Raw genomic sequence first — 19,633 nt, 5'->3', positions numbered from 1 at the left:
CTCTGGTTTGGCGTGACTCAGCCAGGGAAATGAATGGAGTCGGCTGATCGCAACGATGGTTCCGGACGTCCGGGCCACGCTTGTGGCGCGCCAGACAACTAACCTGAGGGATGAGGAACTATGGAAGTATTCATCGGCACTATCCAGCCTTTCGCCTTTAACTACGCGCCCAGCGGCTGGGCCTTGTGTAATGGCCAGACGCTCTCTGTCCAGCAATACAACGCACTGTTCGCGCTGCTGGGCGTCAACTTCGGAGGCAATGGCGTCTCCAACTTCATGCTGCCCAACCTGCAAGGCCGAATGCCGGTGTGCATGGGTAACGGGCTGAACCTGACTCCACGCGTCATCGGCGAGTTCTCCGGGACCGAGAACGTCACCGCGACCATCACCAACCTGCCCAATCACACCCACGCCCTGTCCGGGCTGACGGCCACTACCACCCTGCAACTGGCCAGCCCGGCGAGCAACCCGGTCACCACCCCCACCGCGACCAACTCGTACATCGGCGCTTCCGGCGGCGGACCGGGCTCGGCGAGCATTTACTCCGATCAGCAAGGTGCGGCGGCCGTGCCGCTCAAGGGTGTGGCCACGACGGTCACCGGGGAAATCTCGTCCGCCGGCAACGGCCTGCCCATGGCAACGATGAACCCGTTCCTGGTGCTGAACTTCAGCATTGCCCTGGAAGGGCTGTTCCCTTCGCGCGGTTGAAATCCGGCCGGGGGATTCAACGCCCCCGGTCACTTTCATTTTGGGAGTGACGCCATGCTGCAACAGGTTCAACACCAACACTTTCAGGCGCTTCTGGGAAAGACGGGGACGCTGCGGTTGCCGGATGGCAGTGAGCTGCCGATCCATATCGACAGCCTTGAAGAATCACCCCGATCGCGGATGCCGAATAGCGAGCGCATGCCGTTCCGGGTCGAGTTCAACAGCCTGCAACCCACAGAGTTCGTAGATGGGTTGTGTGCGCTGGAGTTACCGGAACTTGGCTACGTAGAGGATATTTTTGTCTCGCGGGTGCCCGCCATGGGGCGTGATCCGGGCGTGGGATATTTCTACATCGCATTCAACTGATTCACAGGGATCAAAATGTAGGAGCGAGACCGGCTTGCCGGCGAAGGGGCCTTCACACTCAACATCACTGCTGAATGATCCACCGCTATCGCGAGCAGGCTCGCTCCCACAGGGTCATGGTTGTATTCAGCCATTGGGATACCACACCAACCGCTCCGCCGCCGGATTACGCTCTTCAACCTGAAACCCCAGCGCCAGGTAATGCTGGCGCGCGTGGGCATTGTTGGCCCAGACCACCGTGGCCACCGGGCAGCGAATCTGCTGCGCAGCTTTCTGCACCCCTTGCAGCACCGCCCGACCGTAACCCTGTCCACGAGCCTGCGGGATGAACGCCAGGTACAGCACGCGGATTTCATTGGGACCAAAATCAGTGGTCAACGCACCGATGGCCGTGTCGAGTTTTTCGATCACGTAGTGCATCGCATTGGGGAAGTGCTCTCCCAGCCCTTGTTCCTGTACCTGGAATTGCTGGGCGACGACCTGCTCAACCACCTCTCGCTCGCCGTCGATCCATTGCAGATCCGGTCGTGCCGATTGATAAAGCCTGTGCAGAAAAGGTCCATCGTTAACGCGCGACGGCCGCACCACCAAACCGTCGGCCACCACAGCATCCGTGCTCGCCATCGCTGCTCTCCCTAGAAACCGCTTTCCCTGACACCCAACGCGGCCATCCGCCGCCAGGCAACGCCCAGCAAAGACTCGCCGCTCCCCTGCAACACCACCACGCCACGCAAAGGTTGAAGCGGCGTCGGGGTGGCCTCGAGGGTGTTCAGCCGCGCGCCGTATTGTCCCTGTACCGGCTCGGCCCGTTGCGAGGCATCCCGGCGCACGGCAATCGGCCCGTGGTGATCGGAGGTCAATGCCTCCTGATCGACATAGGTCGCACCGTTGGTGTCGATTTCGGTCAATTGCACGGCGATCGCCGGGTGCATCGGATCATCGGCGATAAACCGCCCACTGGCGCCCGGGGCAACACGCCACAACTCAGCCTCGGCCAGATAACCCCGCAGCCGTGCGCCGTCCTCCACTACCCGCGCCAACGGATCTTTGGGCGACAACCAGCGACCGGCGGACAACTGCGGCAACAGATCTCGCACCTTGCCCGCCTGCGGCGCCCGAATCAGCAGCCGCTCCCGTTGCGCAGCCAACCCACGGTACTCGGCCACGGCCTCCGCCAGGCGCTGCTCGACAATGCCCGCATCGGCGGCGGTTTCGCTGCGACTTGCCTGGCGGCGCATCTGCAATTGCTGGATCTGGATTTCGCGACGGACGATGGCCTGGCGCGAATCCAGATCCGGCGACACCAATTCGATCAGCACATCGCCCTGAGCCACCACCTGACCGTCACTGACATTCACCTGCCTGACCCGCGCCGCCACCGGCGCATGCAAGGTACTGACGCGCCCGGCCTCAAGCATCGACGGCAGTTCCACGGCACTGCGCCAGGGCAGCGCCAGAAACAGCACAAAAGCGGCCAGCCCCAACGCACTCAACAACACCCGCGACACATGGGCGTGCTCACGCTGGCTCCACCACTCGCGCCACTCGCGCACGATAGGCAGAAAGATGAACCACACCAGCTCCACCAGCATCAGGAAAATCCCCAAGAGCTTGAAGAACAAGTGGTACACCGCCAGCGCAATCCCGAAAAACAGCACCGCACGCCACAACCACGTTCCATAACCCCAGACCAGCAAACGCCGCCGCATCGTCGGCGTCCAGGGTTCCGGAGCCGGTGCGCCGTAGCCGAACAAGGTCTCACGCAGATGCCAGCGGCACAGGGCAAAGGCTCGCCCTTGCAGGTTCTCCACGTCCCAGAAATCACTGAGCAGAAAGTAGCCGTCGAACCGCATGAACGGGTTGAGGTTGATCACCAGCGTGGTAATCCAGGTGGCACTGGCGAGCATGAACGCCGCCGTGCGCGCCGGTCCGTCGGGCAACAGCGACCAGGCGAGCAGCGCGATGCTCGCCAGCAGCAGTTCGGCCAACACGCCACCGGCCCCGATCAGCAAGCGGGCACGTCGATCATTGACCCGCCAGGCATCGCTGACATCGGTGTAGAACATCGGCAGCAGCACCATGAACGCCACGCCCATGCTTTGCACCCGACAGCCCGCGCGCTTGGCCATGAACGCGTGGCCGAATTCGTGGCACAGCTTGGCAAAGAACAACGCCACGCCGAAGGCCAGTGCGCCACCCAGGCTGAACAAATGGGGGAAAGTCGCGATGAATCGCTGCCAATCCCGGGACACCAGAAATACCCCCAGGATCAGTGTTGCCGGCAATCCGAAGCGCAGCGTTTGCGGACCGAATCGCGACAGCCAGGGCCAGGCGCGATTGAGAAAAGCATCCGGCCGCCAAAGAGGAATCCGGAAAAACAGGTACTGATGCAACAAGACCTGCCACCACGACTGATGCTGGGCGGCGGCTTTCAAGTTGTAACTTTCACGCTGCTGCGGGTCGAGGGCGCTGATCAGATCGTGGCTGCGCAGAAAGCTCAGCATTTGCTCCAGATCGCTGCCGGCCAACGGCAAACCCGGCTCGCGATTGGCGGCGCGCAGTATTTTTTCGGGATCGCCCAGGGACCAATGTCGCAGCAAGCGCATCGCCGCCACCCCGAGCTTGAAATAGCGACCGCGCACCGGGTCGGCCAACGTCCAGCGCGGCGAGCCGTCCAGCGCCGGTGAAGCGGGCGTCAGTTGCAAATCCGCACGCAGGCTCGGCAGGCTCATTTACAGGCCCACACTCTGGCGCAAACCGGCCAGTGGTTTACGTAACAGGTACAGCGCCAGAGGCGCGCGATCGCCGAAGATTTTCGCCGTCCCTCGCAAGCCGATGCGCGGCGGCGCCTGATCGAAACTGGCATCGAGCCGATAGGCCAACTGCCCGCCGGCGGTGGGTTGTGCTTCGTATGCGGCGCGCTCGAGCCGGGCCGAATGCCGTTGCAACGGATCACTGTCGAGGAACAGCGCGACTTGCGCACCCGGCTCCAGGGAGATCGCATCGCTCACCGCCAGCTCGATACGCAGTTCGGCCTGGCTCGGGTCGGCGATTTCCATCAGCCGTTCGCCGGTCTGCACCGGTTTGCCGGTCCAGCGCTCGGCGTCGGCGAACACCGCGATGCCGTCGCGCTCGGCCCGTACTTCGCTGCGCTTGAGCAATTCACGGGCGTAGTCCCGTTCGGCGCGTTTTTGCTCGACGCGCGCCGCCAGCAAGTCAATCTTCGAACTGGACTCGGCATCGGCAAACGAGCGCTGGGAATTGGCTTTCAATTCAGCTTCGGCAACGCCCAACGCGCGTTCGGCCACATCAGCCTGAGCCTTGAGGGTGGTGCCTTCGAAGCGCAGCAACGGGTCGCCGGTTTTCACCGTCTGGTTGGGTTTGACCAGGAATTCGGCGATCACGCCGTCCAGCGGCGCAGCCACGACGCGCCCGCCCAATGGCACCACTTCGGCCGGCGCCAGCACCGATTGGCGCACCGGGATCAACATTCCGAGCACCAGCAGCGCGATCAATGCGACCTGACGTTTTCGGGTCCAGCGCAGTCGCCAGGGCTTGTGCGGTTGCAGCGCCAGCCAGGCGTGACTGTAAGTGTCGCCGAGTTGCGACAGCAGCACTTGTTCGGCCGGGTTCCACGGTAAATCCCGGGCCAGCCACAGCCCGCCGAACACTTCGCTTTGGTGATCGATCAGCGGCAGCCAGAACACCTGGGCGGCGGACAGACTTTGCCAGTCCGCCTGAATCGATTCGCTGAGCAGATCGGGCGCAATCACCCGCGCCTGCTTCAGCACATCACGCTTGAACAACTGCGCCACGGCCTGCTCGACAAACGCCACGAACGGCGCGTTCGGGTCGACGGTGCTCACGCCCGTCACCGCGTGCACCTTGCCGGCAATCAACAACGCGGCATGACGAAAACCGAACAAGCCCTGAGCGTCATTGACCAGGCTGTAGGCCAGTTGCGACGGAGTGCGTGCGGCGCGGGTCTGGCGCTCAAGATCGAGAAAGCGGGCGAAGACCTGTTCCGCACCGCCGCTGACCGGAGCGTTCACTTGAGCTCCGCGAAACGCGCCGTGCCGCTCATGCCGGCCAACAAGCCAGAGGCGTTGGGCAACGTCGCGACCAACAGCAAGGTCTGACTGCCCTCGTCAATTCGCGCCCCCAGTCGTTTGACCGTGGCATCCAGTGGCCGGCCGGTTTCATCGGGGACAAAACTGAACGTCTGGCCGGGCTTGAGTTTGCCCATCCAGCGCGACGGCACCAGCAAATGGATTTCCAGGGTGCGGTTGTCGACCACATCGAGCAACGGCGCGCCGGCAGCAACGCTTTCAAAACGCTGAACCTTGCGCTCCACCACCTGGCCATCAAACGGCGCAACCACGCTGCAGCGTTTGACCTGAACCTGATACACCTGAGATTGCGCCTGCGTCTCGCTGAGCCGGGCCTCGGCCCGCGCCACTTCGAAGCGCCCGACCGAATTCAACGCCGCCAGTTGTTTGTTGTGAGCCAACTCCTCACCGGCCCCACGGCTCGCAGCCTGCGCCGCATTGAGCTGCGCCTGATAGGCCGAACAATCGAAACGCGCCAGCGTATCGCCCTTCTTGAACGACTCGCCCTCACTGAACGGCAACTCGACAATCCGCCCGGACAACTCACTGGCAAGCATCGCCTGATCCCTGGCCCGCAACACGCCACGGGCCTCGGTGCTGGCTGCCGAACCGCTGCTGCCGACGGTGCTGCTGTCCAACAGCGGATCGTCTGGCACGGGCGTTTGCGCCTGAGCGGTACACGTTAAAATGGTCAATCCGATAACCCACACACGAACTCGTCGCATAACCGTAACTCCCTGACGGATGAGCGGAGTCTATGACAGCGTGGGTGAGCGTCAAGTGGGTGGGAGTTTTTACCTGATAGAGCGTGTGTTATTGCTAGCAACCATTTCCTTACGGGCAATCGAGACGTGTCCTACGTCATCCGCTGCCAATCAACTATTGCAACCCTCAACACTCAGCTTTTAATCTCTCCCTACCACTGAACCCTGTACGCAGCGATTAAATTCGCTGGCAGTCAGGGGTGAAAAAACCGGCTCCGGCCGGTTTTTTCGTTTTTCCAAATGCACATTAGCGTTGCGCCATCTCCCCCACCGGATACACCGACTCCCATCCCCCACCCAACGCCTTGTACAACCCGACCATCGCCAGCGACACTCCGGTCGAACTTTCGACCCATTGCTGCTGAGTCGCCAGCAATTCACCTTGCACGGTGAGTACGTTGACGAAATCCACCACGCCTTCCACGTACTGCTGTTGCGCGGTGCGCAGGGCGATCTGGTTTTGGCGTACGGCTTCGGCGAGGCTGTCGCGGCGCAGTTGGCTGGCGTTGTAGGCGGTCAGTTGATCGTCGATTTCGTGCCAGGCGCGCAGCACGGTTTGTTGGTAGGCGATGGCGGTTTCCTGTTGTTGCGCTTCACGCAAATTCAGCACACCGCGCAGGCGACCGCCGTCGAACAGCGGCAGGCTGAATTGCGGGCCGATGCCGAAAGTACGCGAACCCCATGAGCCGAAGTCGCTCAGTTGCATGGCCTGCGAACCGAGGTTGCCTGACAGGGTGATGCGCGGATAGAAATCGCCCTTGGCCACGCCAATGTTTGCGGTGGCGGCATGCAAGCGGGCTTCGGCCTGGCGGATGTCCGGGCGGCGCTCGGCCAGTTGCGACGGCAGGCCGATGGCGACCTGACGCGGGGTTTGTGGCACCGGCGCGTCTGTGGATAACTCGGCGTGCAGCGCTTGCGGCGGCTCGCCCATCAACAGACTCAGCGCGTTGATCAGTTGCGACTGGCGCTGCTCCAGTGCCGGCAAGCGCGATTCGATGGCCGCGACTTGCGCGGCGGCTTCGGCGACATCCAGGTCGGTGGCGACACCGTCGGCCAGGCGCAGTTGCGACAGCTTCAGGCTGTGGCGGGCGACGTCGAGGTTCTGCTCGGTGACGGCTCGTGTGCTTTGCACGCCGCGCAGTTGAATGTAGTCCTGGGCGGTTTCGGCGAGCACCGACAGCAGCACACCGCGCTGGTCGTTTTCCGCGACTTCAAGGGTGGCATCAGCCGCTTCGGTTTCGCGTCGCACACGCCCCCAGAAATCCAGTTCCCAGGAGGCCGAGAAACCTGCGTCCCACAGGTTGAACGCCGAGTCACCGTGGTGCCCCGACGGATCGCTCAGGCCTTCACCGCTGTTGCGTTTGCGCCCGTAGCTGCCGGTGGCGGCGGTGTTGGGATAGCGTTCGGCGGTGATCACCTGGCGCGCGGCGCGGCTTTGCTGCAAACGGCTGCTGGCGAGTTTCAGGTCGAGGTTGTCGGTCAGAGCGCGTTGGGTCAGGGCCGAGAGTTTCGGGTCCTGGAAAACTTCCCACCAGCGCTCGTCCATATGAGCGGTTATCACTTCACTGGCGGCGGCTTTCGACGGTTTCGACCATTCGGCAACTTGCCGGGCTTGAGGCTTCTGGAAATCAGGGCCGACGGTGCAGGCGGTGAGGCTCATGACGAGCAAGGCACAAATACTGTGTCGAAGCAGATGGCCTCTTCGCGAGCAGGCTCGCTCCCACAAGGGGTCTTCTTTTGTGCTGAGAATGTGGCCGTTGCGCAGATCCATTGTGGGAGCGAGCCTGCTCGCGATGAGGCCAGCCCGGTTAACAAACATCTTCATCGTTGAGCAACCTCATGCTTGCCAGTTTCAGCCGTATCAATACTCGCCTCCACCGACATCCCCACCCGCAATCGCTCAGCCAAAGGCTGCCCCGGATCGAGGACGATTTTCACCGGTATCCGCTGCACAACCTTGGTGAAATTGCCGGTCGCGTTGTCCGGCTTGATCGACGCAAACGTCACCCCGGTGGCCGGCGCAATGCTCTCGACGCGACCGCGCAACGCTTCGCCGCCAAGGCTGTCGACGTGCACCTGCACACCCTGCCCCGGCTGCACCTCAGTCAGTTGGGTTTCCTGGAAATTGGCGACCACATACGCTTGCGCCAGCGGCACCACGGCCAGCAGCTTGCTGCCCGGCGTGACATACGCACCGACACGCACCGCACGCTCGCCCACCATGCCATCCTGCGGCGCGACGATGCGCGTATAGGACAGCTCGTAGCTGGCCATTTCCAGGGCCGCTAGCGCCCGTTTCAATCCACCGTCGGCGGCGTCACGCTGGGCGGTGAGGATCTCCACTTGCTTGCGCTCCGCCGACAGCACCGCCGTGGCATTGGCTAACCGGGCGCGGGCTTGATCAATACGCGTACGTGCTTGCTGAGCATTCTGAACCGTACCCGCGCCAACGCCGGCAAGGTGGTTGTAGCGGTTCAATTCATGCTCGGCGAACGCCATTTCAGCCTTCGCCGACACCACCGTGGCTTGCGCCTGCGCAATCACTGATGTCTGGCGCTCAAGGGTCGCCCGAGCGTTTTGCAGTTGCGCCCGCGCCACCAGCGTTTCGGCGTCGGCGGCTTGAGCGGCAGCGCGCAGGTCGCGGTCATCGATCAGCGCCAGCAACTGCCCGGCCTTGACCTGCTGATTGTCTTCCACCAGCACCTCCTTGATGAACCCGGCGACGCGGGGCACGACCAACGTGAAGTCGGCAGAGACAAAGGCGTCATTGGTGTTCTGTTGCGTACGCTTGCCAAAAATCCCCGGCGCCAGCAGATACACCAGCACGCCGACCGCCACCACGGAGGCAATTGCGACGGCGATTTTTTGCTTGGATTGAGTCGTCATAAAAACCTTCTGTTTCAGTGAAACATTCATGTCGGCGCACGCGGCGGATAGATCCGCGTCGGCAGCCAGAAAATCAGCAGGATCAGCGCCAGCGCGACACCGCTCATGCACAGATAAAGGTCCGAGGCGGTCAGCACCACGGCTTGCTCATGCAGCCGATGGGCAAGGCCCGCGCTGTCGCTGTCGGCCAGCGGCGAGTTGCCGAGGCGGTCCACCAACATGGTCGAATGAAAATGCAGCCGCGATGTGGTCAGTGCGTCGATTACGCCAGTCGCGATCACCGCCGACAGGCCTTTGACGGTGTTGAACCAGGCCGAAGCGAACGGCCCTTCCATCGGGCTTATGCTGCCGGTCGAGAGCATCAACAGCGGCAACACCGCCATCGGTTGACCGAAGATTTGCAGCAGTTGCAGCACGTAGAAATCGTCGCGAATCCACGCTGACGTCAGTTGTGAGCCACCGATGCACGACAGCGCCAGCATGCTCAGGCCGATCCCCAACACCCAGCGGCAATCCACCCGGCGCAGGTTGCACAGCGCTGCCACCAACGGCAGCGCGAGCAACTGTGGCAGCGCCGCCAGCAACATGACCGGTGCAGTCTGCACCGGGCGATAACCCTGGACCTGCGCGAGGTAACTGGACGGAATGATGATCACCGCCAGCAAAATCACCAGCACACCGGCCAGGGTCAGCAAGGCGAACGACAGGTTGCGGATGCCGAGCATCTGCATCTTGAAAAAAGGCGTCGGCTGCGACCATTCGTTGATCAGGAACAGCACCAGCAACACCAGCCCGCCGCCGAGCAGTCCGCAGATCAGAGTCGATTCGAACCAGTCCAGCCGATTGCCCTGCAGGATGCCGATCACCAGCATGCAGATCGCCGGAAAACCCAGCAGCAATCCGCGCCAGTTGAACTGCTTGAAACGCTCAAGACGCAGCGGGTCCTGGGGCAAGCCGTAGGCCACCGCCGCCATGGCGAGCAGGCACGGCGCGATGATTTGCCAGAACGTCCATTGCCAGCCGACATGCTCGGTCCACAACCCGGCCAGCGGCGTGCCGAGCCCCGGACCGAAAGTGGCCGTGAGGGCGTACCCGGCCAGACCGTAGAGCTTCACGTTGGCCGGTAAAAAACGCAGGGCGACGGTCATCAACATCGGCGGCAAGGCACCGCCCGCCAGGCCTTGCAAGGTGCGCATGAGCAGCAGGCTTTCGTAGTTCGGGGCGAACGGACACAGCACGCCCAACAACGTGAACACGCTGATCGCGCAGAGTGTGAAGCGCCGCAACGAGAACGTCACCGAGCACCACGGCGCGAACGCCATCGCGGCCACCGAGGTCGCGGTGTAACTGGCGACCAGCCAGGTACCTTCGTCATAGCCGATGGCCAATGCGCCGCGAATATCGGCGAGGGCGACCTTGGTCACCATCTCGTTGAGGCCCGACACCAGCACCGCCAGCAACACACCCACCAGACCAATGATGATTCGCGGACCGAAGACCGGTGGCGTCACGGCGACCGTTGGACTGGCCACGGCGAGAGGTGCCGGGGCCGTGAGGGAAGTCATTACTGCAAGCTCCGGGATGTGAATGTCGGAGCATTTTAAGAAGCGCGGGACCTGACGAAAATCAACTTATTGGCAGGTTATAAGTGCGTTCCACGCAGCAATACAAACCCCTGTAGGAGCCGGCTTGCTGGCGATGGCGATTTTTCAATCAACATCTTCAGCGCCTGATACACCGCTATCGCCGGCAAGCCGGCTCCTACAGGGGACCGTGTTCAGTCTGATGTGGGTTGCGCGGCCAGCCATGTCGCATCGCAACACGCCTTGAGGGTTTCACGCATCCAGCGATGCGCCGGGTCTTTGTCAAAACGCGGGTGCCAGGCCTGGGTCAGCATGAGGGTCGGCAACGGGATCGGCAGGGTGAACGAGCGCAATTTCAAGCCCAGCCGCCGCACGCTCAGCAGCGCTTCCTTGGGCACCGGCAGAATCAGATCGGAATCAGGCAAGGCAAACATCGCCGCATGGAAACTCGGCGCGATCACCGCCACTCGCCGCTCCAGGCCCAAGGCATTGAGCGCGGTATCGATCGGGCCGCGAGCAATCCCGCGCCGGGACATACTGATGTGAGAAAACCCGGCAAAACGCTCGGCGGTGATTTCTTCGTCGAACAGCGGATGGTCTTCGCGCACCAGGCCGACAAAATGGGTGGAGAACAGGTTCTGGACCTTCACTTCCGGCATCAGCGGCCGATTGTTGCTGACGCTCAGATCGATGCGCCCTTCACGCAACGCTTCGTCATCCCCATCGCCCTCCGGAACGAAGCGCAATTCGCAGTGCGGCGCCTGACGCTCCATAGTGTCGAACAGCTTGCCGCCGTAGACACCGACAAAGAAATCGTTGGCGCGAATGCTGAAGCGTCGGCGCAAACTGCCCAGCTCCACGTCATCGGCGGAACGGAACAGCAACGCGGCCTGTTCCACCACCTCCCGCACCTGCTCGCGCAACGCCAATGCCTTGGGCGTGGGCACCAGGCCGCGGCCGGCGCGCACCAGAATCGGATCGCCGATGGCTTCGCGGATTCGTGTGAGCGTGCGGCTCATGGCCGCCGGGCTGAGGTTCATGCGGCGCGCGGCGCCCACCACACTGCCTTCGTCGAGCAAGGCGTCGAGGGCGACCAGAAGATTCATGTCCGGGAGTTGCATGCTGAGCACTCTTGCCTGATCTGGATTGATTCAGACGCAATGCTAGCAAACATCCCACAAATGATGTGTTGCCAGCTCAGGCCCCATCGCGAGCAGGCTCGCTCCCACATTGGTTTTTCGTTGTGTATAAAATCTGCTTCCACTGGAGATCCCCTGTGGGAGCGAGCCTGCTCGCGATGGGGCCCGATCAGGCAACAAAAATCTAGCGCTGCATCCCCCAACGCTTCACCGTCACCCGCTCCAACGAATCAAACACCAGGTTCTCCACCAGCAACCCGATCAGAATCACCACCGCCAACCCGGCAAACACCTTATCGGTGTACAGCTCATTACGATTCTGGAAGATGTACCAGCCCAAACCGCCCTTGCCGCTGGTGGCACCAAACACCAATTCAGCGGCGATCAGCGTGCGCCAGGCAAAGGCCCAGCCGATTTTCAGCCCGGCGAGAATCGACGGCAGCGCCGCCGGAATCAGGATGAACAACACGAAACGCATGCCCTTCAAACCGTAATTTCGCCCGGCCATGCGCAAGGTTTCCGAGACACCCAGGAACCCCGCGTAGGTGTTCAACGCCAACGCCCAGAGCACCGAATGCACCAGCACGAAAATCAGGCTGTTCTGCCCCAACCCAAACCACAGCAGCGCCAGCGGCAGCAGCGCAATGGCCGGTAGCGGGTTGAACATCGAGGTCAGCGTACTCAGCAGATCGCGACCGAACTGCGTCGACACCGCCAAGGTGGTCAGGGCAAACGCGAGGACGATGCCGATCAAATACCCCTTCAGCAACACCACCAGCGAAATCCACACCTTGCCCAGCAACTCGCCGCTGAGCAGGCCGTCATACAGCGCAACGGCGGTTTGCAGAAAACTCGGCAGCAGCAGGTCGTTGTTCTGAATGCGGGCAACCACCTCCCACAGCACCGCGAGCAAAATCAGGATCAGGCTTTTGCGAATCCAGCCCTGTTGCCACAGGCGTTGACCCAGGGGCAACTCACGCTCCAGCGGGACGCTGGTCAACGGCTGCAAAACGGTTTCGAACTCTTCACGCGCAGATGATAACTGGCTCATCGGGCACTCCTCTCAATGGCTCAGTAAGCGATGCGAATGTCGGAAAAATCCAGCTCGCGCTCGGTTTCCGGTGACTGGCCTTCATCGAACAACAACCGATGAATCCGCCGCGCCGACTCCTGAAACGCCACGCCGCCAAGACTGTGCAAATCGTACTGATGGCTGTGGACTTCCGCCCGTACCCGACCGGGATGCGGCGACAGCAGCAGGATGCGATTACCCACCACCAGCGCTTCTTCGATGGAGTGCGTGACGAACAGCAACGTGAAACGCACCTCTTCCCACAGCAGGAGCAATTCTTCCTGCATCTTGCGGCGTGTAAGGGCGTCGAGGGCGGCGAAGGGTTCGTCCATCAGGAGGATTTTCGGCTGCATCGCCAATGCCCGCGCGATGGCAACGCGTGCCTTCATGCCGCCAGACAAGGTGTGCGGGTAAGCATCGGCAAATGCCGCCAGTCCGACCTTGTCCAGATAGTGCAGCGCCCGTTCTTCGGCCTCTTGGCGCTTGAGGGTTTTCGACGCCAGCAGCGGAAACATCACATTCTGTTTGACGGTTTTCCACGGCGGCAGCTGATCGAACTCCTGGAACACCACGATCCGGTCGGGCCCCGGGGCATGGACGGTTTGCCCTTGCAGGCGAATCTCGCCTTCAACGGGCTGAATGAACCCGGCGACCGCCTTGAGCAACGTGGATTTGCCGCAACCGGAAGGACCGAGCAGCACAAAGCGGTCCGCCGGGTCGATTTCAAAACTGACTTGGTGGGTCGCTCGAACCACACGCTGCGGCGTGCGGTATTCGAGGCTGACGTTGTCGACCGACAGCAGCGCCTGAGCTGCGACGTTCGGTTTGCTGACCGTGTGGCCTTGCAAAGGGGCGTTCATGTCGGTCAGCTCCCTTGCAGCGGTTTGGTGTCCTGGAAGAAGTAATCCTTCCATGAATCCGGTTTGTTTTTGATCGCACCGACGCGGTAGAGGAACTCGGCCAGTGGGTAGGTATTTTTCGGCGTGACACTGAATTCGAACTGCGGGTTATCGATGATTTTCAGCAGCGCGGCGCGATCGATTTTCGCCTTGGTCACACGGATGTAGGTATCGGCGGCAGCGCCTTTATCGTTCTGCGCAAATTGCGCCGCTTCGGTCAGCGCTTCGACGAAGGCCTTGTAGGTTTTCGGGTTCTCGTTGCGGAATTTCTCGGTGGCGAACAGCACCGTCGGCGAGTTCGGGCCGAGCAGGTCATAGGTGTTCAACACCACATGGACGTTGGGGTTGGCCAGCGCCTGATCCTGGAATGGCGGGTTGGAGAAATGCCCGGTCAACTCGGTGCCGCCGGCAATCAGCGCGGCCGTGGCGTCCGGGTGCGGAACGGCGATGGTGTACTTGTCGAGGCGATTGAATTCCTTGTCGCCCCATTGCTTGGCGGCCGCGTATTGCAGGAAGCGCGACTGCACCGACACGCCAACGGCCGGCACCGCGATGCGGTCCTGCTCGGTGAAGTCGGCGATGGTTTTGACCTTCGGATTGTTGCTCACCAGGTAGTACGGGAAGTTGCCGAGAGAAGCCACGGCTTTGACGTTCTGCTTGCCGTGGGTGCGGTCCCAGATGGTCAGCAGCGGACCGACGCCGGCACCGGCGATATCAATCGAACCGGAAAGCAACGCATCGTTGACCGCTGCGCCGCCGGACAGCTGAGTCCAGTCGACCTTGATGTCGATGCCTTCCTGCTTGCCGTACTTTTCGATCAGGTTCTGATCGCGCACCACGTTGAGCAACAGGTAAACGATGCCGAACTGTTCGGCGATGCGGATTTCACCTTCGGCGTGAGCCACAGTCGGCGCCACCAGGCTGCCGGCAATCAGGCTGAAACCCAGGCCGATGGCCGCAGCCAACGGTGCAAAGGGAAGACGTTTGGACATGATTCAATCTCCGACAAATCAGAAAGGCGCGTCGCCCTGAATGGTGGTGCGATACAACTTGCGGCGCAGATGACTTGGGCATCCGGCGGCGAGGTGGATCAGCGAACGGTTGTCCCAGAACACCAGGTCGTGGGGCTGCCATTGATGGCGGTAGATGTTGTGCGGCAGCACGCTGTGGGCGTAGAGCTCGTCGAGCAGTTGCTTGCTCTCGTCGTCCGGCAAACCAACGATGCGGGTGGTGAAACCCTCGCTGACGAACAACGCCTTGCGACCGTTTTCCGGGTGCGTGCGCACGATGGGGTGGACGACTTCGGCAACCTGGGCCAGTTGCTCCGGCGTCAGGGTCGGACGCCAGTTGCCTTCGAATTTGGTCTCGCTGTAGCGCGCCGTGTACGAGTGCGCCGCCGAGCGACCTTCGACCGCTTTACGCAACGCTTCAGGCAGGTTGTCCCAGGCTTTGTGCATGTCGGCGAACAAGGTGTCGCCGCCCTCGGACGGCAATTCCTGGGCGTGCAGCATCGAGCCCAGGCTCGGCAATTCTTTATAGGACAGGTCGGAGTGCCAGAACTTGCCGGCGTCACCGAGGCCGATGGATTGGCCGTTTTCGATGATGTTGGAAACGATGAGGATTTCTGGGTGCCCGGTCAGCAGGAACTGCTTGAGCACGTGGATCTGCAACACGCCAAAGCGGCGGCTGAAGTCGATGTGCTGTTCGGGGGTAATGCGTTGGTCGCGGAACACCACGACGTGATGATCCAGGTGCGCGCGGTGGATGCGGGCAAAGTCCTGATCATTGATCGGGCGGGACAGGTCCAGGCCGATGATTTCGGCTCCGACGGCACCGCTGAACGGGCGAATCTCGAAGGTTTGCGGTGCGATTGCAGGTGATGCAGAGACGGCTGACATAAAAAATCACTCCCACGCACGGCACGCTCAAGGGCGCGCGCGTCGATCAGAAACTCACGGAGGTCCCGTGTTGGTTCGTTTCGTGCGGCGCGCCGATTGGTCGGCAGGTACGCAGGAGAGTGACTTTATAGATATAAGAATTGAAATTTAAATACCGTTAGCGAATAACGATATGGCTTTTGAATTGTGTTGTCTGTCAGGCAGCCTTCGCGAGCAAGCCCGCTCCCACCTTGACCGTGTCCGTCAGGACTACTCGGTTAACTGTGGGAGCGGGCTTGCTCGCGAAGAGGCCATCAGCCCCACCTCACTTCGCCCAATCGATCACTTCACTGTAGGGCGTCTGCAAATCCCGCTCGGGGATTTCCCAGATGATCAGCTTGGGCGGCGTCTGCTTGAACGCCGGGTTGTTGAAGTAGCCGTTGGCGCCACCGGAAAACTCGCCCCCGTCCTTGGCGAAATTGCCGATCGGCGCACCCAGCGCCTGCTGCAGGAATCCCGCGAAGTTGGAGTTGCGCGAGAACGAGGTTCCGATCAGCGCCACGTTCGGCAGGTTGTCATCGCCAAACAGGTCATCGAGGTTATCGCCACCACTTTGCGCTGCGGCCGCTTTCTCGCTGATCCGGGTGGCCGCCACGGTTTCCGGGGCCGGTTGCAGTGCCACCGGCAGCCATTCCAGGCCGGCAAGCCTGACCAGGTCACCCGGACGGCGCGCCGGTTCTTGCAGCTGCGCCTCGAAATCTTTGTGCGGCGTGGCGCTGATGCCCATGCGCTGCACCTGCGCGGCCACGGCTTTGGCCGCGGCGGCGGCGCCTGTTTCGCTCCAGTGGGTGTCCGTGCGCAGATACGCGTCAGCGCCCAACGGTTGCAGGCTCGGCGCCAGGTCCACAGCAGCGACCCCGGCCTTGTTCAGCCCCTCGACCCACGTCGCAGCGCGGTCCTGCAACATCGCCGGGCGACGCAGGTCGCACAATTGCATCTGGGCGATGCGGCTCTTGTCCGGCACCACCGCCACCAGCAACGTGACGCCGCGTTTGGCGAGGCGTTGCTGAAGTTCACGCACCACGCCGGCCTTGGTATCGGCATTGGCGCCGGCGTGACGGTTGATGCGCATCTCATCGGTCAGAAACAACCAGCCGGCACACCCCGAGCGCACACGCGGGCCGGTGTCGTGCAGCGCCAGCCAGCTTGCGCCGCGCTCCAGATTCGCCGCCTGCTCAGGCACCGACGCCTGCGACAACTGCTTGGCGATCTTGTGGGTGATGTCGCCTTCCAGTGCGGCCTGACGCGTGAGCTTGGGCGGCACGAACTCGACTTTGCCGCTCGCCAGCAGCCAGGCGCAAGAGGCGAAACCCAGCGCCAGAAAAGCCACGAACACGACGCCCGACAGCTTGCTGATGCGGGCGGTACGTTCGCAGGGTTGAGCCGATGCGGGAGACGAAGAAGTCATGGGCGCGGCCATCAGAACTGAAAGTACAGAAAGGGTACGGCTTCACGGCTCGCGATCAACGCAAACGAAAGCAGGAACCCCGCCACCGGCCACAGAGCCGTGACCGGAACGAACAAGGCGTGACGGGCGAACCGCTGCTCGACACGGCTTTGCAGGAGCGGCGCGAGGATGCACACCACGCCGAGCAACGCTGCCAGCCCATGCACCGGGCGCAGGGTCACCGCCAGCGCATCACCCAACGCAAAGCCATGCAGGCCAAACTGCCCGGCATACATTGTCATCGCCGAATGGAAATCCGGCGCGCGGAACAGCGTCCAGGCGAGGAACACGAACAACAGCGTCAGGCTGTGCGAGAGCAACGGTGGAATGTTCGGCAAACGGGAACGGGACCAGAGGCGGTCAACGCACAATGCGACCCCATGCGCCGAACCCCACAACAGGTAATTCCAGCTATCGCCGCCGTGCCACAAACCGGCGATGGCCATGGTCAGGAACAGGTTGCGATAAGTCTTCCACGCACCGTTGCGGTTGCCGCCAAGGGCGATGTACAGGTAGTCGCGCAGCCAACTCGACAGCGACAGATGCCAGCGCCGCCAGAAGTCCTGGATGCTGCTGGCCAAGTACGGCCGGTTGAAGTTTTCCGGGAAGTGAAAGCCCAGCATCAGGCCCAGGCCGATGGCCATGGCACTGTAGCCGGCGAAGTCGAAAAACAGTTGCAGCGAGTAGGCCAGGCAACCAATCCAGGCGTCGACAAAGGACGGGTTTTCCAGGTGGAACGCGACATCCACCAGCGGCGACAACGTGTCGGCCACCAGCACTTTCATGCACATGCCGATCATGAATCGACGTGCACCGAGGGAGAAATTCTGCCAACTGAAATACCGCTGCGTCAGCTCTCGGCGCACCCAGTCATAACGAATGATCGGGCCGGCAATGGAGTGGCCGAACATGGAAATGTACGTGGCGTAATTGATGAAACTGCGCTCCACCGGCACGGTATGCCGATGCACGTCCACCAGATAGGAAATCGCCTGCAGCACGATGAACGACAGGCCCGCCGGTAGCGCCACCCGCTGCCATTCCAGCGGCATCGCCCCGTAATACGTGATCAGCTCACTCCAGGTCCCTGCGAGGATGTTGGCGTATTTGTACCAGCACAACACCGCTGTGTTGAACACGATCAACGCGATCAACAGCCGCACTCGCCCACGGGAGCCGTCCGGTGCGCGGGCCACCAGCAGGCCGCCCACCCACGCCACAATCGTCAGCACGATATGCAGCGTCAGGAACAACGGGCTCAGCCAGCCGTAGAACAGCCAACTGCCGAGCAACAGGATGACATTGCGCCAGGCCGGTCGGCCCAAAGCGTAGACCAGCAGAAACGCTGGCAAAAACAATGTCAGGAACTCTAATGAGGCGAAGACCATGGTGGCGCAGAGATCCGATCAGTGGGACAACGAGTCCGTGGCGTTCAACAGACGCGGTCCTGCGGGCGACGGCACCAGCAGCACGCTGTAGCGCTCACCCGCTTTGAGTTCCCCCAGATCCAGCGGCCCGCCGACGTTGGCGTTGGCGCACACCAGTTGCACCGACAGGCTCACCGGGTTGATCGAGCGACGTTGCAAGCTGTCGACCGGCACCGCTTTGAACAGGTCGGCGGTACGCCCGGCAGGACGCAGACTAGCATCGGCGCACGAAGCGTCGACGTTGAAGAACGCCAGCGACGCTTTCAGGCCGTTGAAGTCGTCCGGCTGCTCGCGCACCGCCACTTGCTTGATGCCTGCACCGTCCGGCAACACCAGCACGGTCGCGAATTCACCGGGCTCGACTTTCAAATCCATGGCCAGTTTTTGCGCACCGCTGACCAGGCTGCCCTTGATCGGACTGCTGGCCTGCACCGGGAAAAACAACGATACCGGTGCGGCCACTTCAAGACGCAGCGGCGGTTGGCCGGCCTGAGCGATCACGTCCAGCGGCGCGGTGCCGGTGTTGACGAAGCGGATGAACGCCGAATCTTCGGCCGGGCCGGTGGGGTACAGCGCCACTTCGGCGTGGGCCAGGGTACTGATCGACAACACCGGGACGGCCGCGAGCGCCGCGAACAGCTTGATCATTTCTTGGCTTCCTTGACGGCCGGGGCTTCCAGCAGAGCCTTGCTGATGTCAGCACTCCAGGTTTTGTAGCCCGGCGCGGTCAAATGCTGACCGTCCACCGTGGCCCATTGGCCCGGCTTGGAGAACTGCAGCGAGTCGATGTAGCTGCACGGCGCCACGTTGGCGGCGAGGAACTTGGAGGTCATCTCGACCCGGGCAAACGTCTTGCCGTACTTGCCGCCTTCGGTGCCCCAGTTCGGGCCGACCCACGCGCAACGGGTGCCGTTGGCCGCGATTTCCTTGGTCAGCGCAGTGGTCTGCTGCCACAACCAGGCTTTCGGGAACGCCGGTTTGGTGTAGCTGGCCATGGTGTCACCCATGACAATCAGCACCAGGTCCGGTTTGTCGGTGGCCAGCAACTGGCTGATCGGCAAGGTCGCGGCTTTGCCGCCCAGCACCACGGTTTTTTCCGTGCCACGGCGCTCGGCACCACCGCAGGTGCCCGGCGTGGCTTTGAGCCAGTCACCGGCATTGGCGCCGCAAATACCCAAGGTATGCACGGTCGCACCCTGGGCAACCAGGCTGTCGTGCAGGGAGGAAATCAGATAGTCAGGCGTTGCCAGGTGGCTGTCGCCAATCATCAAAATGGTCATGCCTGCCAGAATCGAT

Annotated in this window: 18 protein-coding genes; 2 read left to right on the top strand and 16 right to left on the bottom strand. The window is 62.1% G+C overall.

The window, feature by feature from the left end:
- The first annotated feature begins 120 nt into the window (after positions 1–120).
- Positions 121–708, top strand: a complete 588-nt coding sequence (locus J4E42_RS15205; RefSeq protein WP_008039652.1) for a phage tail protein — start codon at positions 121–123, stop codon at positions 706–708.
- Between the two features lie 54 nt (positions 709–762).
- Entirely contained in the window at positions 763–1,074 is a 312-nt protein-coding gene (locus J4E42_RS15200) for a DUF6916 family protein (protein ID WP_207285554.1), read from the top strand.
- A 126-nt stretch (positions 1,075–1,200) separates the two neighbouring features.
- Here J4E42_RS15200 and J4E42_RS15195 read toward each other — a convergent pair whose 3' ends face one another.
- The 16 genes from J4E42_RS15195 to J4E42_RS15120 all read right to left on the bottom strand — a co-directional run bounded on the left by J4E42_RS15195 (position 1,201) and on the right by J4E42_RS15120 (position 19,605).
- Entirely contained in the window at positions 1,201–1,698 is a 498-nt protein-coding gene (locus J4E42_RS15195; protein WP_207285553.1) for an N-acetyltransferase, read from the bottom strand.
- Positions 1,699–1,709: 11 nt separating this feature from the next.
- Complete coding sequence (locus J4E42_RS15190) at positions 1,710–3,806, bottom strand: efflux RND transporter periplasmic adaptor subunit (protein ID WP_207285552.1); 2,097 nt, start codon at positions 3,804–3,806, stop codon at positions 1,710–1,712.
- Complete coding sequence (locus J4E42_RS15185; protein WP_207285551.1) at positions 3,807–5,126, bottom strand: efflux RND transporter periplasmic adaptor subunit; 1,320 nt, start codon at positions 5,124–5,126, stop codon at positions 3,807–3,809.
- Positions 5,123–5,908, bottom strand: coding sequence for an efflux RND transporter periplasmic adaptor subunit (locus J4E42_RS15180; RefSeq protein WP_008039635.1), 786 nt, complete (start codon positions 5,906–5,908; stop codon positions 5,123–5,125). Before J4E42_RS15180 ends, J4E42_RS15185 begins: the two co-directional genes overlap by 4 nt.
- 286 nt (positions 5,909–6,194) lie before the next feature.
- Entirely contained in the window at positions 6,195–7,772 is a 1,578-nt protein-coding gene (locus J4E42_RS15175; protein WP_207285550.1) for an efflux transporter outer membrane subunit, read from the bottom strand.
- Positions 7,769–8,833, bottom strand: coding sequence for an HlyD family secretion protein (locus J4E42_RS15170; RefSeq protein ID WP_207285549.1), 1,065 nt, complete (start codon positions 8,831–8,833; stop codon positions 7,769–7,771). The genes J4E42_RS15175 and J4E42_RS15170 overlap by 4 nt, the downstream gene beginning before the upstream one ends.
- A gap of 26 nt (positions 8,834–8,859) precedes the next feature.
- The gene (locus J4E42_RS15165; protein ID WP_207285548.1) at positions 8,860–10,398 is read right to left on the bottom strand and encodes an MFS transporter; all 1,539 of its coding nucleotides are present in this window, start codon (positions 10,396–10,398) and stop codon (positions 8,860–8,862) included.
- A gap of 212 nt (positions 10,399–10,610) precedes the next feature.
- A complete protein-coding gene (locus J4E42_RS15160; RefSeq protein WP_192226630.1) occupies positions 10,611–11,537 on the bottom strand; it encodes a LysR family transcriptional regulator in 927 nt (308 codons plus the stop codon).
- Positions 11,538–11,739: 202 nt separating this feature from the next.
- Positions 11,740–12,606, bottom strand: a complete 867-nt coding sequence (locus J4E42_RS15155; RefSeq protein WP_207285547.1) for an ABC transporter permease — start codon at positions 12,604–12,606, stop codon at positions 11,740–11,742.
- A gap of 20 nt (positions 12,607–12,626) precedes the next feature.
- Positions 12,627–13,487, bottom strand: coding sequence for an ABC transporter ATP-binding protein (locus J4E42_RS15150; protein WP_008024500.1), 861 nt, complete (start codon positions 13,485–13,487; stop codon positions 12,627–12,629).
- Positions 13,488–13,492: 5 nt separating this feature from the next.
- Entirely contained in the window at positions 13,493–14,518 is a 1,026-nt protein-coding gene (locus J4E42_RS15145) for an ABC transporter substrate-binding protein (RefSeq protein ID WP_008039621.1), read from the bottom strand.
- 18 nt (positions 14,519–14,536) lie between these two features.
- Positions 14,537–15,424 carry a TauD/TfdA family dioxygenase gene (locus J4E42_RS15140; RefSeq protein WP_008024496.1) on the bottom strand — a complete coding sequence of 296 codons (888 nt, stop codon included), beginning with the start codon at positions 15,422–15,424 and terminating at the stop codon, positions 14,537–14,539.
- Between the two features lie 304 nt (positions 15,425–15,728).
- Positions 15,729–16,871 carry an alginate O-acetyltransferase AlgX-related protein gene (locus tag J4E42_RS15135; protein WP_207285546.1) on the bottom strand — a complete coding sequence of 381 codons (1,143 nt, stop codon included), beginning with the start codon at positions 16,869–16,871 and terminating at the stop codon, positions 15,729–15,731.
- Positions 16,872–16,882: 11 nt separating this feature from the next.
- A complete protein-coding gene (locus J4E42_RS15130) occupies positions 16,883–18,298 on the bottom strand; it encodes an MBOAT family protein (RefSeq protein ID WP_192226622.1) in 1,416 nt (471 codons plus the stop codon).
- A gap of 18 nt (positions 18,299–18,316) precedes the next feature.
- Positions 18,317–18,985: an alginate O-acetyltransferase AlgF gene (locus tag J4E42_RS15125; protein ID WP_207285545.1), complete on the bottom strand. Its 669-nt coding sequence runs from the start codon at positions 18,983–18,985 to the stop codon at positions 18,317–18,319.
- Positions 18,982–19,605, bottom strand: a complete 624-nt coding sequence (locus tag J4E42_RS15120) for an SGNH/GDSL hydrolase family protein (RefSeq protein WP_207285608.1) — start codon at positions 19,603–19,605, stop codon at positions 18,982–18,984. The genes J4E42_RS15125 and J4E42_RS15120 overlap by 4 nt, the downstream gene beginning before the upstream one ends.
- Positions 19,606–19,633 lie beyond the last annotated feature (28 nt).

Origin of the sequence: Pseudomonas sp. FW300-N2A2, from assembly GCF_017351735.1 — a bacterium.
GTDB classification, from domain to species: domain Bacteria; phylum Pseudomonadota; class Gammaproteobacteria; order Pseudomonadales; family Pseudomonadaceae; genus Aquipseudomonas; species Aquipseudomonas migulae.
Note: the sequence above shows the minus strand (reverse complement) of the source record. Positions and strands in the feature narration are given on the sequence as shown.

Coding starts and splice junctions, on each gene's coding strand:
- J4E42_RS15205 (WP_008039652.1), top strand. CDS start 121: ATGGAAGTATTCATCGGCACTATCCAGCCTTTCGCCTTTAACTACGCG.
- J4E42_RS15200 (WP_207285554.1), top strand. CDS start 763: ATGCTGCAACAGGTTCAACACCAACACTTTCAGGCGCTTCTGGGAAAG.
- J4E42_RS15195 (WP_207285553.1), bottom strand. CDS start 1,698: ATGGCGAGCACGGATGCTGTGGTGGCCGACGGTTTGGTGGTGCGGCCG.
- J4E42_RS15190 (WP_207285552.1), bottom strand. CDS start 3,806: ATGAGCCTGCCGAGCCTGCGTGCGGATTTGCAACTGACGCCCGCTTCA.
- J4E42_RS15180 (WP_008039635.1), bottom strand. CDS start 5,908: ATGCGACGAGTTCGTGTGTGGGTTATCGGATTGACCATTTTAACGTGT.
- J4E42_RS15175 (WP_207285550.1), bottom strand. CDS start 7,772: ATGAAGATGTTTGTTAACCGGGCTGGCCTCATCGCGAGCAGGCTCGCT.
- J4E42_RS15170 (WP_207285549.1), bottom strand. CDS start 8,833: ATGACGACTCAATCCAAGCAAAAAATCGCCGTCGCAATTGCCTCCGTG.
- J4E42_RS15165 (WP_207285548.1), bottom strand. CDS start 10,398: ATGACTTCCCTCACGGCCCCGGCACCTCTCGCCGTGGCCAGTCCAACG.
- J4E42_RS15160 (WP_192226630.1), bottom strand. CDS start 11,537: ATGCAACTCCCGGACATGAATCTTCTGGTCGCCCTCGACGCCTTGCTC.
- J4E42_RS15155 (WP_207285547.1), bottom strand. CDS start 12,606: ATGAGCCAGTTATCATCTGCGCGTGAAGAGTTCGAAACCGTTTTGCAG.
- J4E42_RS15150 (WP_008024500.1), bottom strand. CDS start 13,487: ATGAACGCCCCTTTGCAAGGCCACACGGTCAGCAAACCGAACGTCGCA.
- J4E42_RS15145 (WP_008039621.1), bottom strand. CDS start 14,518: ATGTCCAAACGTCTTCCCTTTGCACCGTTGGCTGCGGCCATCGGCCTG.
- J4E42_RS15140 (WP_008024496.1), bottom strand. CDS start 15,424: ATGTCAGCCGTCTCTGCATCACCTGCAATCGCACCGCAAACCTTCGAG.
- J4E42_RS15135 (WP_207285546.1), bottom strand. CDS start 16,871: ATGACTTCTTCGTCTCCCGCATCGGCTCAACCCTGCGAACGTACCGCC.
- J4E42_RS15130 (WP_192226622.1), bottom strand. CDS start 18,298: ATGGTCTTCGCCTCATTAGAGTTCCTGACATTGTTTTTGCCAGCGTTT.
- J4E42_RS15125 (WP_207285545.1), bottom strand. CDS start 18,985: ATGATCAAGCTGTTCGCGGCGCTCGCGGCCGTCCCGGTGTTGTCGATC.
- J4E42_RS15120 (WP_207285608.1), bottom strand. CDS start 19,605: ATGATTGGCGACAGCCACCTGGCAACGCCTGACTATCTGATTTCCTCC.